The sequence below is a fragment of the Rathayibacter sp. Leaf299 genome, assembly GCF_001423055.1.
GTDB classification, from domain to species: domain Bacteria; phylum Actinomycetota; class Actinomycetes; order Actinomycetales; family Microbacteriaceae; genus Rathayibacter; species Rathayibacter caricis.
On sequence record NZ_LMNT01000002.1, the window covers coordinates 583,268 to 595,932 of the forward strand.

Here is a 12,665-nt window from a genome sequence, read left to right on the forward strand (position 1 = left end):
GCAGCGTCGCCTATCCTTGTCCGGTGATCGAGACCCTCTCCCAGTACTCGGTGCTGACCCTGTCCTCCGCGATGGGCGTCTACGCCCTCGCCTTCATCTTCTTCGCGATCGACCTGGCGCGCCGGTCCTCGCTGGCCGACGGTGAGGCGCTCGGAGTCGTGCAGGAGGCCGAGCGGGTCGCGTCCGTCGCCGCCGCCGACAAGGCCGCCAGCGGCAAGGCCACCGTCGCCGCCGGCACGGGTCGCCCCACCGCGACGCTCTCGCGGCTCGGCAGCCGCGTCGAGGACGAGGTCTACAACGCCCCCGCCCGCTCGAAGACGATGCGCATCGGGTTCTCGCTCACGCTCCTGGCCTTCGTGCTGCACGCCGCCGCCGCGGTCCTGCGCGGAGTAGCCGCCGGTCGGGTGCCGTGGGCCAACATGTACGAGTTCTCGCTCACGGGCACGCTCATCATCATCGGCGTGTTCCTCGTTGTGCAGCTGCGCTGGGATCTCCGCTTCCTCGGAGCGTTCATCACCGGTCTCGTGCTGGTGCTGCTGGGCATCGCGACGGTCAACTACTACGTGGCCGTCGTGCCGCTCCCGCCGGCCCTGCAGTCGTACTGGCTCGTCATCCACGTGCTCGTGGCGATCCTCGGCACAGCGTTCTTCGCGCTCGGCTTCGCGCTGTCGGTCACCCAGCTGCTGCAGGCCCGCCGCGAGGGGGCGGAGGAGAACCCGCGCTCCGTCCTGCGGTTCCTGAAGACCCTGCCCAGCGCGCTCACGCTCGAGAACCTCGCCTACCGCGTCACGATCATCGGCTTCATCCTCTGGACCTTCACGCTGATCGCCGGCGCCGTCTGGGCCGAGAAGGCGTGGGGCCGCTACTGGGGCTGGGACACCAAGGAGGTCTGGACGTTCATCATCTGGACCATCTACGCCGGCTACATCCACGCCCGCGCGACGCGAGGCTGGCGCGGCACTCCCTCGGCGTGGCTCGCGATCATCGGCTTCGCGGCCGTGATGTTCAACTTCGGCGTGGTGAACGTGTTCTTCAAGGGGCTCCACGCGTACTCCGGCCTCGACACCGGCATGTAGTCGGCGGGCGCCGGCGGGGCCGCTCGCGGCGTTGTCGTCGGGGCTCGTAGCGCCGCTACGCGCCCCTCCTCCGCCTTGCGATCGACCCCACCGGCACCCGCCGACGAGCGGGCAGCAGAACGAAGGCCGAGAGCCCCGGATCCGCCGAAGTGCGGCTGCCCGGGGCTCTCGGCCTTCTCTGTGCGGGCGTCAGGCGTTCGAGACGATGACGTCGATCAGGTGCGGAGCGAACGGCTCGTCGAGGGCGAGCACGAAGCGGGTGCGGGAGCCCTCGGGGTGCACGTCGCGGTAGATGCCGCGGAGGTCCGGGAGGGTCTGCCCGCGACCCGGGCCCCAGGTGGCGTCGACCTCGACCGGCACGGTCGGGGCGGAGGCGATGCCGATCGCGTCGAGGGCGATGGCGGCGGCCATCGGGTCGTGCATCGCGGCGGTGCGCTCGCCGAAGTGGCCCACGTAGAAGTCGAAGTAGTAGTCGAGGGCCTCGCCGATCGCCTCGGCGAGCGGGTCGCCGGAGTCGAGCAGGATCGCGCGGTGCTCCTGGCTCATCAGGTGCTTCATCGTGACGTCGAGCGGCACGAGGGTGAGGTCCCAGTCGGCGGCGACCACCTCGGCCGCGGCGGCCGGGTCGTGCCAGATGTTCGCCTCGGAGACGGCGCTGATGTTGCCGGGCACGAGTGCGGCTCCGCCCATGACGGTGACGGAGTTCAGCAGCCCCGGCAGCTCCGGGTGCTTGCGCAGCGCGAGGGCGATGTTGGTGAGGGGTCCGACAGCGATCAGCCGCAGTTCGCCCTCGTGCTCCCGGGCGAGGCGGAGAAGAAGGTCGGCCGGGTCCTCGTCGACCGGGCTGCCGCCGTCGGGCAGCCGCACGCCTCCGATGCCGTTGTCCCCGTGCACGTGCGGGGCGCCGCCGGCGTAGGGCTCCTCGAGGAAGTCGTGCGCGCCGACCGCGACCGGGACGCCGGTGCGGCCGGCGAGGGCGAGCAGTCCGAGCGTGTTCACGGCGGCCTGGCGCGCATCCGTGTTGCCGCTGACGGTGCTGACGCCGACGAGGTCGGCGCGCGGAGAGCGGAGCAGGTAGGCGAGGGCGAGGGAGTCGTCGATGCCGGTGTCGCAGTCGAGGAAGACGGGAACGGTCGGTGCGGTCACGGGACTCCGATGCTCGAGGGGGAGGGGTGCGCCGCGGGCATCGGCGACCGGGCGGGGTCCATCATGCCGCAGTGCACCACTCGGTTCATACCGGGGGCGCCGCGATCCGCTCGCGCGCGAGGGCCAGCGCGCGGACGACGTGCCCGGACCAGCGCCGGAGCGAGGCGGGATCCTCGGCGAGCGGAGGGACGGAGACCCACTCCTTCAGCGTCCGCCGCCCCATCACGACCGGCTCGGCCGCGCCCGCCTCGACCAGGTCGAGCATCTCCTGCCGGGTCAGCTTGACGATCAGGTGCTCGTCGTGGCCGAGGAAGCACACGATCGTGCCCTGGAAGCGGATCGCGGGGGCGCCGAACATGGTCGCGATGTCGACGCCGTCGATCCCGCTCGCCTCGATCAGGTCCTCGAGGAGCGCCCGCCGGCGCTCGATCCCGCTGTCCGTGCCCATGCGGGGAGGGTAGCGCCGGGCCGGCGCCCGGCCCAGGTCTCAGAGCAGGGCGTGCGCCGAGCGGAGGCGGTCGCGCCACCAGGCGAGGCGCTCGGGAGCGACGGCACGGCGCTCGAGCAGGGCTTCCGACACCTCGACCCGCTCGACCGGGATCCAGCCGTCGACCGGTCGTAGCGGCCGCTCGGTGACGTCGGCGGCGAGGAGGGAGGCGGTGCCGAGACCGCAGTCGTAGGGCAGCTCGGGCAGCGCGGCGGCCAGGGCAGCGCCCATCGCGAGGCCGACGGAGCTGTCGAGGGCGCTCGAGACGACGGCCGGCAGCCCCGCCTCGGCCGTGATCGCCAGGGCCCGGTGCACGCCGCCGAGCGGCTGCGCCTTCACCACGAGCAGGTCCGCGGCTCCCGCCCGGGCGACGGCGAGCGGATCGGCGGCCTTGCGCACGCTCTCGTCGGCCGCGATCGGGATGCCCATGTACTTCACCCGCTTCCGCAGCTGCGCGAGCTCGTCGACGCTCGCGCACGGCTGCTCGACGTACTCGAGGTCGTACTCGGCGAGTGCGTGCACCGCGTGCTCGGCCTCGTCCACGTTCCAGCCGCCGTTCGCGTCCACGCGGATCCGCCCCTCCGGCCCGAGGACCCGGCGCACCTCGGCGACGCGCGCGACGTCGTCGGCGAGCGTCTGCCCGCGCTCGGCGACCTTCACCTTGGCCGTCCGGCAGCCGTGGTAGCTCGCGAGGATCGCCGCGACCTCGTCCACCCGGACGGCGGGCACGGTCGCGTTCACCGGGATGCGGTCGCGCAGCGGCGTCGGCAGCGGGTTCCAGCCGTAGTCGAGTGCTGCGCGGAGCCAGGCGGCCGACTCCTCCGGTCCGTACTCGAGGAACGGCGAGAACTCCGTCCAGCCCTCCGGGCCGCGCACCAGCGCGATCTCGCGGTGGTCGACTCCGCGGAACCGCGTCAGCAGGGGCAGCGCGACGACGCGCAGGCCCGCGTCGACCTCGTCGAGGGAGGGGTGAGCGGAGGGGGGCACGACGTCGTCCATGCCGCCATCATCCTCCGGGCCGGACGCGCGGACGCCCGGACCGCGCGGCTCCCGTGCGATCTTCAGGGCGTGCAAAACTGGCGGGGTCTGCCGCTCGACACCCGGAGGAACCCGATGAGCCAGGTCCCGATGAGCCCGGTCCCGACGAACCCGCCGCCGTTCCCTCCCGCCGCACCGCCCCAGCGCGCGCCGCTGGGCGCCGGCGCCTGGACCGCGCTGGCGGTCAGCGCGGTGGTCGGCCTGGTCTACACCGGCGTGCTCGGAACGCTGCTCGCGCTCGGCATCGGCGCGGCGCTCGACACCGCGGAGTCGGCGACCACGAGCGCTCCCGCCCCGGGCGGCTCCGAGGGCCCGTTCGGCGAGGACCCGTTCGAGGACCCCTTCGGCGAGGACCCCGGCGACGCGTCCGACCCGCTCTACGGCTACCCCGGCTACGAGGACGGCGACGCCGCCGACGTGCTCGACCAGCCCTCCGCCGAGGAGGCGCTCGCCCTCTCGGGGGAGGCCGTCGCCGCGGTCGAGGCCGCCCTGATCGGCGAGTGGGACTCGGCCGACGACGAGTACTACGAGCGGTCCGAGAACCTCTACGGCGGTCCCTCCCTCCTCTACGACTACATCTCGGCCACCGGCTACGCCGCCGCCGACCTCTCGACGGACGCCGACAAGCAGGCCGTCGTCGACCGCTTCACCGCGACGCTCGCGCCGCTCGGCTTCGACACCGTCGACATCGCCGACTCGCCGTCGGAGTGGGCCCAGCTCGGCTACGGAATCGACGACGGCCTCGGCGCCGAGGAGGCGAGGGCGACGTTCTGGGTCGTCACCGCGTACTCGAGCGAGCAGGCCGTGCCTGCCGTCGAACTCGGCCTCGTCGACCTCGACTCCGACCCCTCCGGCGCCGTGGAGCGGATGCTGGACGACGTCGGCCTCGAGCCGCCGACGCAGGGGGCGTTCCTCGCCGGCTATGCGAACAGCCTCCTCGAGGAGGGCGACCGCGACGAGTTCACCGCCCGCATGGAGGAGTTCGGCGGCGTCGCGACGGCCTGATCGGAGGCGTCGGTATCCGCATCCGCCCGCCCCCGCAAGCCCAGGTCCGCCGCAGGCGTGCCGCCTAGCGTGAGGGCATGGCGGAACCCCGAGCGACCAGACCCCTGCGCGACTACGCGGCGATCGGTGACGGGAGGACGGTCGCCCTGATCGCGCGCGACGGCAGCGTCGACTGGCTGCCGGTGCCCGACCTCGGCTCGACCCCCGCGTTCGCCGCGCTGATCGACCCGGAGTCCGGCGGCTGCGTCGAGCTGCGGCCCGAGGATCCCGCGGAGGTCACCCGCCGCTACCTGCAGGACACGAACGTCCTCGAGACCACCTTCACGACCGAGAAGGGCTCGGTCACGGTCACCGACGCCCTCGTGACCGGCATCGCGGGCCGCCTCCCGTGGGCCGAGCTCGCCCGCCGGGTCGACGGCGTGACGGGCGAGGTGCGGATGCACTGGGCCGTCCGTCCCGGCACCGGCCTCGGCACGGTCTCGCCGTGGATCCAGAACGCCGACGGCCGCTCCCTCATCCGCGCGGGCGACGTCACGATCGGCGTCACCGGTCAGGAGCACGGACCGGACGGCGACGACGCCCCCTCCGGAGCGGGCGACGAGCTCACCGGGTCCTTCACCGTCTCGGGCGGGAAGAAGCCCAGCCGCCACGTCCTCGTGGTCTCGGCCACCCATGACGAGCCGCTGCACTTCCCCGACGCGCACAACGTCGACCGGGGCATCGACCGGACGATCCGCAGCTGGCGCGCCTGGTCGGAGGAGTTCTCCTACGACGGCCCGTGGGCCGACGCCGTGCAGCGCAGCGCCCTCGCGCTGAAGCTCCTGATCTACTCGCCCACCGGTGCCATCGCCGCGGCGGCGACGACCTCGCTCCCCGAGTCGCCGAACGGCGGCAAGAACTGGGACTACCGCTTCGCCTGGGTGCGCGACGCCGCCTACACCGCGCACGCGCTCGTCCGCTTCGGACTGCGGGAGGAGACGCACGCGGCGCTGTCGTGGCTCCTGCGCACGATCAAGGAGCACGGCCCCGACCTGCACATCTTCTACGGCCTCGACGGGTCCCTGCCCTCCGGAGTGACGGAGTACGACGTGCCCGGCTGGGCCGGCATCGGACCGGTCGTCTCGGGCAACGGCGCGCAGAACCAGCTGCAGCTCGGCGTCTTCGGCGACCTCTTCGACATCTGCCGCATCTACGTCGACTCGGGCAACGTGCTCGACATCCAGACCGGCCGCCTGCTCTCGCGCGTCGCCGACACCACCTGCGACCTCTGGCGCAACCGCGACGCGGGCATGTGGGAGCTCAAGGAGGAGCAGCACTACACGTCCTCCAAGATGGGCTGCTGGCAGGCACTCGACGCCGCCGTCCACCTCGCCGAGCTCGGCCAGATCCCGGGCAGCCCCGACCGCTGGCGCTTCGAGCGCGACCGCCTGCGCGAGTGGATCGAGGAGCGCTGCTGGTCCGACGAGCTCGGTTCGTACGTGATGTACCCGGGCTCCTCGGAGCTCGACGCCTCGGTGCTGCTGCACGCTCCGAGCGGGTACGAGCGCGGCGAGCGGATGATCTCGACGATCGACGCCCTGGTGGGCGAGCTCGGCCGCGGCGCGCTGATGTTCCGCTACTCCGGGATGGAGGGCGAGGAGCATCCGTTCGTCGCCTGCTCGTTCTGGCTGGCCTCGGCGCTCGCCTGCGTCGGGCGGCACGACGAGGCGATCGCGCTGATGGACGAGCTGGTCGCCACCATGCCCAACGACGTCGGCATCATGTCCGAGATGGTCGCGACCGACGACCTGGCCTTCTGGGGCAACCTCCCGCAGGGACTCAGCCACCTGGCGCTCGTCAACGCGGCGATCACGATCGAGGAGCTCGCGCCCGAGAAGGTCGGGTCGAGGAAGCCCGGAGCCAGGAAGCCCGGGAGCGGCAAGAGGAGGAGTTCATGAGCGAGCTGACTGCGCGTCTGTTCCGCGACACGAGGGCGATCCTGGTCGAGAGCCCGTTCTGGCTCGACGGCCGCCTGCTGTGGTGCGACATCTCGACCGGCACGATCCACGCGAGCGCGATCGACGGGGCGGTCGACGGCTCCGACGACCTGGTCGTGGCCGTGGAGGCACCGCTGGGATCCTTCCAGCCGGCGCGCGGGGGCGGCTTCGTCGCGGCCCTGGGCGACCGGATCGTGCTGCTCGACGACGCCTTCGCGATCGAGCGCGAGCTCGCTCCGATCGAGCACCTGCACGCCGGCCTCCGGATGAACGAGGGCAAGTGCGATCCCTCCGGGCGCTTCGTCGCGGGATCGATGAACCTCACCACCGAGGAGCAGGACGGCGCGCTCTACCGGATCGACGCCTCCGGGCGCTTGGAGACGCTGCTCGGCGGCTTCGGAGTGGCGAACGGGTTCGAGTGGTCCGACGACGGCGCGACCTTCTACTTCACCGACACGAGCGTCTCGACCGTCTTCCGCTGCTCTTACGGCGACGAGCTCGGCGAACCCGAGCCGTTCCTCGTCGGCCGCTCGTTCGACGGACTCGCCCTCGACGTCGACGGCTGCTTCTGGACCGGCGCGAACGGCGAGAGCGCCGTGCTGCGCTGGAGCCCCGAGGGGGAGCTCCTCGACGAGATCGCGATCCCCGCGCCGAACGTGACCGGGCTGGGCTTCGGCGGCGCAGACCTCTCGACGCTGTTCGTCGGCACCGCGCGCGAGAAGCTCGAGGAGCAGCAGCTCGTCGACTCCCCGCTCTCGGGCGGCGTCTTCGCGATCGACACCCCCACGCGCGGTAGACCCGTGGAGGTGTTCGGCGCAAGTCGTTGAGCGGCTCGGGCGGGGGAGCGTAGACCGGAGGCATGGACTTAGGAATCACCGGACGCACCGCCCTCGTCACCGGAGCGGACTCCGGCATCGGACTCGCCACCGCGACGCTCCTCCTCGCGGAGGGGGCGACCGTCGTGATCTCGGACCGCGACCAGGAGAAGCTCGACGCCGCAGCCGCAGGGCTCGACGCACCGGAGGGACGCCTGCACGCCTTCGCCGCCGACGTCACGAGCGTCGAGGAGCTCGCCGCTCTCCACGCGCAGGTCGCCGAGGCCGTCGGAGAGATCGACATCCTCGTGCAGAGCGCCGGAGTGACCGGCGCCCAGGGTCTCTTCCACGAGATCGACGACGAGGGCTGGACCAGCACGCTCGAGACCGACCTGCTCGGGCCGGTCCGGCTGGTGCGCGAGTTCCTCCCCGACCTGCGTCACGGAGGATGGGGGCGCCTCGTGCTCGTCGCCTCCGAGGACGCGGTGCAGCCCTACGACGACGAGCTGCCGTACTGCGCCGCGAAGGCCGGCGTGCTCGCCCTCGCCAAGGGCCTCTCGCGCTCGTACGCCCTCGAGGGTCTGCTCGTGAACGCGGTCTCGCCTGCGTTCATCCGGAGCCCCATGACCGACGCCATGATGCAGAAGCGCGCGGAGCAGCGCGGCACGTCGACCGACGAGGCGATCTCGTCGTTCCTCGAGGAGGAGCGGCCGTACATGGAGCTCAAGCGCCGCGGCGAGACCGACGAGGTCGCCTCCGTGATCGCGTTCCTCTGCTCCGACCGCGCCTCGTTCGTGAACGGGTCGAACTACCGCGTCGACTCCGGATCCGTCGCCACGATCTGAGCCGTCCTGCGCGCCCGGAGTCAACCCCCCTTCGCTCCCGGCCCCCGTCCGGGCACCGTCCAGCCACAGCAGTCACACTCGATGGAGGGGATCACCCCGACACCGTCAAGAGAAAGGAATGGTCCATGACCACCACCCTCGAACGCCACGTCGAAGCCCCCGCCGGCTCCGGAGCCAAGACCAGCCGTCGTCAGAACGCCGAGAAGGGCTTCAAGGCCTCGAAGGAGCTGCTCGACAGCCTCCAGATCGTCCTCGTCGACCTGATCGAGCTCCACGTGCAGGGCAAGCAGGCGCACTGGAACGTCGTCGGCAAGAACTTCCGCGACCTGCACCTGCAGCTCGACGAGATCATCGAGGCCGCGCGCGAGTTCAGCGACGACATCGCCGAGCGCATGCGCGCGCTGCACGGGATCCCGGACGGCCGCAGCGACACCGTCGCGGCGACCACCACGCTGCCCGAGTACCCGCACGGCGAGATCGACACCGCCGAGACGGTCGACCTCGTCACCATCCGCCTCGAGAACACCGCCGCCACCATGCGCGAGGTGCACGACCAGGTGGACGAGGAGGACCCGACCAGCGCGGACCTCCTGCACGCGATCATCCAGAGCCTGGAGCAGTTCGCCTGGATGGTGTCGGCCGAGAACCGCCGCACCTCCACCGCGAAGTAGCACTCCGCAGCACTGACGACAGAGGGACCCCGCGCATCGCGGGGTCCCTCTTCACGTGCGGCCGGGCTGGCGGGTCTCGATACGCCGCCTGCGGCGGCTACTCGACCAGCAAGGGTGCTGATCGAGGAGCGCGCGTCTCAGGATCCGCGTCCTCCGGGCCCCGGGCGTCCGCCCCGCCCGCGACAGTAGGGTCGAGGGCATGAGCACGCAGGTTTCCGAGCTGTTCGACGCGAGCCGGTGGGAGCCGGTGCGCGGCTTCGACGCTCTCGAGGACGTCACCTACCACCACGACCGCACCGGGCGCATCGCCCGCGTCGCCTTCGACCGCCCGGAGGTGCGCAACGCGTTCCGGCCGCGCACGGTCGACGAGCTCTACAACGCCCTCGAGGATGCGCGGATCAATCCGCGCATCGGCGTCGTGATCCTCACCGGCAACGGCCCGAGCCCGAAGGACGGCGGCTGGGCGTTCTGCTCCGGCGGCGACCAGCGCATCCGGGGGCGCGACGGCTACCGCTACTCCGACGGCGAGACGGCCGAGGGGATCGACGCGGCGCGCTCGGGCCGCCTGCACATCCTCGAGGTGCAGCGCCTCATCCGTTTCATGCCCAAAGTCGTCCTCGCGGCGGTCCCCGGCTGGGCGGCGGGCGGCGGCCACTCCTTGCACGTGGTCTGCGACCTCACGATCGCGTCGGCTGAGCACGGCCGCTTCAAGCAGACGGACGCCGACGTCGGGTCGTTCGACGCCGGCTACGGCTCGGCGTACTTCGCCCGCCAGATCGGGCAGAAGGCCGCTCGAGAGGTGTTCTTCCTCGCCCGCGAGTACTCGGCGCAGCGCGCCTACGAGATGGGCGCGGTGAACGCGGTCGTGCCGCACGCCGAGCTCGAGACGACGGCGCTGGAGTGGGCCGAGACGATCCTGACCAAGTCGCCCACCGCCATCCGCATGCTCAAGTACGCCTTCAACGCGGTCGACGACGGACTCGTCGGCCAGCAGCTGTTCGCCGGCGAGACCACGCGTCTCGCCTACGGCACCGATGAGGCCGTCGAGGGCCGCGACTCCTTCCTCGAGAAGCGCGATCCCGACTGGTCGCCGTTCCCGTGGCAGTTCTGAGCGCATGACCCGGGAGCTGATCGCGGTCGACTCCGCTCCGGAGCGGGTGCTGATCGCCCTGCGCGCCGCCCTCGACGGCAGCGGCCCGGCGATCCGCGTCGCCGCGCCCGGAGCGTCCGGAGCTGTCGCCGCGGTGGTCCCGCAGCGCGTGGCCGTCGTGGTCGAGACCTCCGGCTCCTCCGGTCCGCCCAAGCGCGTCGCCCTCGCGACCGGGGCGCTGCTGACCAGCGCCGCCGCCACCCTCGCCGAGTTCGGCGGCCCGGGCCGCTGGCTGCTGTGCCTGCCCACGCACTACATCGCCGGCGTGCAGGTGCTCGTGCGCTCGATCACCGCCGACGCCGATCCCGTCGTGCTGCCGGACGGGCACTTCGATCCGCTCGCGTTCCTGGCGCTCGCCCGGACGATGCCGGCGGGTGAGCGCCGGTACTCCTCCCTCGTGCCCGTGCAGCTCGCGCGGCTGCTCGACGCAGCGGAGGCGGATCCGGCCGAGGCCGCGACCCTCCGCTCCTTCGACGCGCTGCTGATCGGCGGACAGGCGGCGCCGCGACCTCTGCGCGAGCGTGCCGCCGCGCTGGGCGTGCAGGTCCGCCTGACCTACGGATCGAGCGAGACCGCGGGCGGCTGCGTCTACGACGGAGCACCGCTGCGCGACGTGCGCGTCCGGATCGACGACGGCCAGGTGCTGCTCGGCGGCCCGACCCTCGCCGAGGGCTACCTCGACGCCGACGGCGGGTTCGACGTCGACCGCACCACCTCCGCCTTCAGCAGCGTCGCGGGGGAGCGCTGGTACCGGACGGGCGACGCGGGCGAGCTGGTCGACGGTCGACTCCACGTCACCGGCCGTCTCGACCGCGTGATCGTCTCGGGCGGCGAGAAGGTCTCGCTCGACGCGGTCGAGAAGGTGCTGCGCGACGGCCCCGTCCCCGACGCGGTCGTCGTGCGTCGGGCCGACGCCGAGTGGGGCGAGGTGCCGGTCGTCGTGACCGCCGCGGCTCCCGTCCCCGTGCTCGCCGAGGTCAGGGCGGTCGTGCAGGAGGCTCTCGGCCGGGTCGCTCGGCCCGTCGCGATCGTGCGCGTGGAGGCCGTGCCGCTGCTCGCCTCCGGCAAGCCGGACCGCCGTGCGCTGGAGGGCCTCGCCGCGACCGCGGACTGAGGCGTCTCGGTAGGATTCCCTCCGTGTCGAGTACGAGTCGCAAGAAGAAGCCGCAGGCGAAGCCCCGGAGCGGCCGTCCGGGCGGCAACCCGCAGAAGGTGCAGGTGGCGCCGGCCGGCGCGCGCGAGTGGATCTCCGGAGCGCGCCTGCGCACCCTGCCGCTCGCGATCGCTCCCGTGCTCATCGGCACCGGAGCCACGCAGGTCACCGACGAGGGCTGGCACTGGGTGCGCGCCCTGCTCTGCCTCGCCGTCTCGCTCGCCCTGCAGATCGGCGTGAACTACGCGAACGACTACTCCGACGGCGTGCGCGGCACCGATGCGAACCGCGTCGGCCCCTCGCGCCTCACCGGGTCCGGAGCCGCGAAGCCGAAGCACGTGCTGACGGTCGCACTCGTCTTCTTCGGCCTCGCCGCCCTCGCGGGCCTCGTGCTGACCGTGCTCTCGGGCCACTGGTGGTTCCTGCTCGTCGGCGCCGCCGCGATCGCCGCCGGCTGGTTCTACACCGGCGGACGCCGCCCCTACGGCTACCTCGGACTCGGCGACGTCTTCGTCTTCGTCTTCTTCGGCCTGGTGGCCACCGTCGGCACCACCTTCGTGCAGATCGGCCGCACCAACCAGGAGTCGTGGCTCGGAGCGGTCGCCGCCGGCCTCTTCGCCTGCGCGGTCCTGATGGTCAACAACATCCGCGACATCCCCACCGACCGCGCCTCGGGCAAGCGCACGCTCGCCGTGATCGTCGGACCGACCGTGGCCCGCGCGCTCTACAGCGCGTTCGTGCTGGTGCCGTTCGGCATCTCGGTGATCCTGGCGCTGTTCTACCCGCTCGCGTGGCTCACGCTGTTCGTGCTGCTCGCGATCCTGCCGGCGATCCTCATCACCCTGACGGCGCGCACGGCGAAGGAGCTGATCCTGGCGCTGCAGCTGACGAGCCTGGGCGGGCTCGCGTACGCGGCGATCCTGGCGGCGGCGCTCGCGTTCTGAGGCGCTGCGCCGGCGTTCGTCGCTTCTAGCGCTCCTCGCGCGAGCGGTCGACGGCGGCGTCCTCGATGTCGTCGTCGGTCGGCGCGCGCGGCACGTCCTTGCGACGCTCGTAGATCGCCTGCGCGATGGTCTCGCGGGGCTTGCGCAGCACGATGTACGACAGCGACATGCTCGCGACGGCGGCGATCACTCCCGCCGTCACCGCGGCGGTGAGATCGGAGTCGAGGAACGTGCGCGCCGGCAGGTACACCAGCACGAAGACACCGGCGAACATCGCCAGACGCAGGAGCGAGTAGACGACGACGGCGCGGCTGAGTTTCACCGGGACAGTGTACGTCGGGCCCCTGCGCGAGGACCGC

At 72.2% G+C, this 12,665-nt stretch carries 13 protein-coding genes; 9 read left to right on the forward strand and 4 right to left on the reverse strand.

Annotated features, from left to right (window positions below):
* Window positions 1-23 precede the first annotated feature (23 nt).
* Window positions 24-1,076, forward strand: a complete 1,053-nt coding sequence (gene ccsB, locus ASF48_RS09940; RefSeq protein ID WP_372488162.1) for a c-type cytochrome biogenesis protein CcsB — start codon at window positions 24-26, stop codon at window positions 1,074-1,076.
* A gap of 189 nt (window positions 1,077-1,265) precedes the next feature.
* Here the strand turns inward: ccsB and ASF48_RS09945 are convergent, their stop codons facing one another.
* The 3 genes from ASF48_RS09945 to ASF48_RS09955 all read right to left on the reverse strand — a co-directional run bounded on the left by ASF48_RS09945 (window position 1,266) and on the right by ASF48_RS09955 (window position 3,708).
* A complete protein-coding gene (locus tag ASF48_RS09945; protein WP_055790469.1) occupies window positions 1,266-2,222 on the reverse strand; it encodes a nucleoside hydrolase in 957 nt (318 codons plus the stop codon).
* An 85-nt stretch (window positions 2,223-2,307) separates the two neighbouring features.
* On the reverse strand, window positions 2,308-2,670 hold the full coding sequence (locus ASF48_RS09950) for a TfoX/Sxy family protein (protein WP_055790471.1): 363 nt from the start codon (window positions 2,668-2,670) through the stop codon (window positions 2,308-2,310).
* A gap of 39 nt (window positions 2,671-2,709) precedes the next feature.
* Complete coding sequence (locus tag ASF48_RS09955; protein ID WP_055790474.1) at window positions 2,710-3,708, reverse strand: o-succinylbenzoate synthase; 999 nt, start codon at window positions 3,706-3,708, stop codon at window positions 2,710-2,712.
* A gap of 114 nt (window positions 3,709-3,822) precedes the next feature.
* On the opposite strand from ASF48_RS09955, the gene ASF48_RS09960 reads away from it, so the two are divergent.
* The 8 genes from ASF48_RS09960 to ASF48_RS09995 all read left to right on the forward strand — a co-directional run bounded on the left by ASF48_RS09960 (window position 3,823) and on the right by ASF48_RS09995 (window position 12,306).
* The gene (locus ASF48_RS09960) at window positions 3,823-4,752 is read left to right on the forward strand and encodes a hypothetical protein (RefSeq protein ID WP_157603134.1); all 930 of its coding nucleotides are present in this window, start codon (window positions 3,823-3,825) and stop codon (window positions 4,750-4,752) included.
* 77 nt (window positions 4,753-4,829) lie between these two features.
* Window positions 4,830-6,689 carry a glycoside hydrolase family 15 protein gene (locus ASF48_RS09965; protein ID WP_055790479.1) on the forward strand — a complete coding sequence of 620 codons (1,860 nt, stop codon included), beginning with the start codon at window positions 4,830-4,832 and terminating at the stop codon, window positions 6,687-6,689.
* Entirely contained in the window at window positions 6,686-7,555 is an 870-nt protein-coding gene (locus tag ASF48_RS09970) for an SMP-30/gluconolactonase/LRE family protein (protein ID WP_055790482.1), read from the forward strand. Before ASF48_RS09965 ends, ASF48_RS09970 begins: the two co-directional genes overlap by 4 nt.
* A 32-nt stretch (window positions 7,556-7,587) precedes the next feature.
* Window positions 7,588-8,388, forward strand: coding sequence for an SDR family NAD(P)-dependent oxidoreductase (locus tag ASF48_RS09975; RefSeq protein WP_055790485.1), 801 nt, complete (start codon window positions 7,588-7,590; stop codon window positions 8,386-8,388).
* Window positions 8,389-8,513: 125 nt separating this feature from the next.
* Window positions 8,514-9,059: a Dps family protein gene (locus ASF48_RS09980; protein WP_055790487.1), complete on the forward strand. Its 546-nt coding sequence runs from the start codon at window positions 8,514-8,516 to the stop codon at window positions 9,057-9,059.
* Window positions 9,060-9,258: 199 nt separating this feature from the next.
* Window positions 9,259-10,170, forward strand: a complete 912-nt coding sequence (locus ASF48_RS09985) for a 1,4-dihydroxy-2-naphthoyl-CoA synthase (protein WP_055790490.1) — start codon at window positions 9,259-9,261, stop codon at window positions 10,168-10,170.
* 4 nt (window positions 10,171-10,174) lie between these two features.
* The gene (locus ASF48_RS09990) at window positions 10,175-11,323 is read left to right on the forward strand and encodes an AMP-binding protein (RefSeq protein WP_055790493.1); all 1,149 of its coding nucleotides are present in this window, start codon (window positions 10,175-10,177) and stop codon (window positions 11,321-11,323) included.
* A 23-nt stretch (window positions 11,324-11,346) separates the two neighbouring features.
* Window positions 11,347-12,306: a 1,4-dihydroxy-2-naphthoate polyprenyltransferase gene (locus ASF48_RS09995; protein WP_055790495.1), complete on the forward strand. Its 960-nt coding sequence runs from the start codon at window positions 11,347-11,349 to the stop codon at window positions 12,304-12,306.
* A gap of 25 nt (window positions 12,307-12,331) precedes the next feature.
* Here the strand turns inward: ASF48_RS09995 and ASF48_RS10000 are convergent, their stop codons facing one another.
* Window positions 12,332-12,628: a DUF4229 domain-containing protein gene (locus ASF48_RS10000; protein ID WP_055790499.1), complete on the reverse strand. Its 297-nt coding sequence runs from the start codon at window positions 12,626-12,628 to the stop codon at window positions 12,332-12,334.
* Window positions 12,629-12,665: the final 37 nt, after the last annotated feature.

What these genes read in the sequence shown, in the direction of transcription:
- ASF48_RS09990 (WP_055790493.1), top strand. Translation starts at nt 10,175, where the DNA reads ATGACCCGGGAGCTGATCGCGGTCGACTCCGCTCCGGAGCGGGTGCTG.
- ASF48_RS09975 (WP_055790485.1), top strand. Translation starts at nt 7,588, where the DNA reads ATGGACTTAGGAATCACCGGACGCACCGCCCTCGTCACCGGAGCGGAC.
- ASF48_RS09965 (WP_055790479.1), top strand. Translation starts at nt 4,830, where the DNA reads ATGGCGGAACCCCGAGCGACCAGACCCCTGCGCGACTACGCGGCGATC.
- ASF48_RS09985 (WP_055790490.1), top strand. Translation starts at nt 9,259, where the DNA reads ATGAGCACGCAGGTTTCCGAGCTGTTCGACGCGAGCCGGTGGGAGCCG.
- ASF48_RS09980 (WP_055790487.1), top strand. Translation starts at nt 8,514, where the DNA reads ATGACCACCACCCTCGAACGCCACGTCGAAGCCCCCGCCGGCTCCGGA.
- ASF48_RS09960 (WP_157603134.1), top strand. Translation starts at nt 3,823, where the DNA reads ATGAGCCAGGTCCCGATGAGCCCGGTCCCGACGAACCCGCCGCCGTTC.
- ASF48_RS09970 (WP_055790482.1), top strand. Translation starts at nt 6,686, where the DNA reads ATGAGCGAGCTGACTGCGCGTCTGTTCCGCGACACGAGGGCGATCCTG.
- ASF48_RS09955 (WP_055790474.1), bottom strand. Translation starts at nt 3,708, where the DNA reads ATGGACGACGTCGTGCCCCCCTCCGCTCACCCCTCCCTCGACGAGGTC.
- ASF48_RS09950 (WP_055790471.1), bottom strand. Translation starts at nt 2,670, where the DNA reads ATGGGCACGGACAGCGGGATCGAGCGCCGGCGGGCGCTCCTCGAGGAC.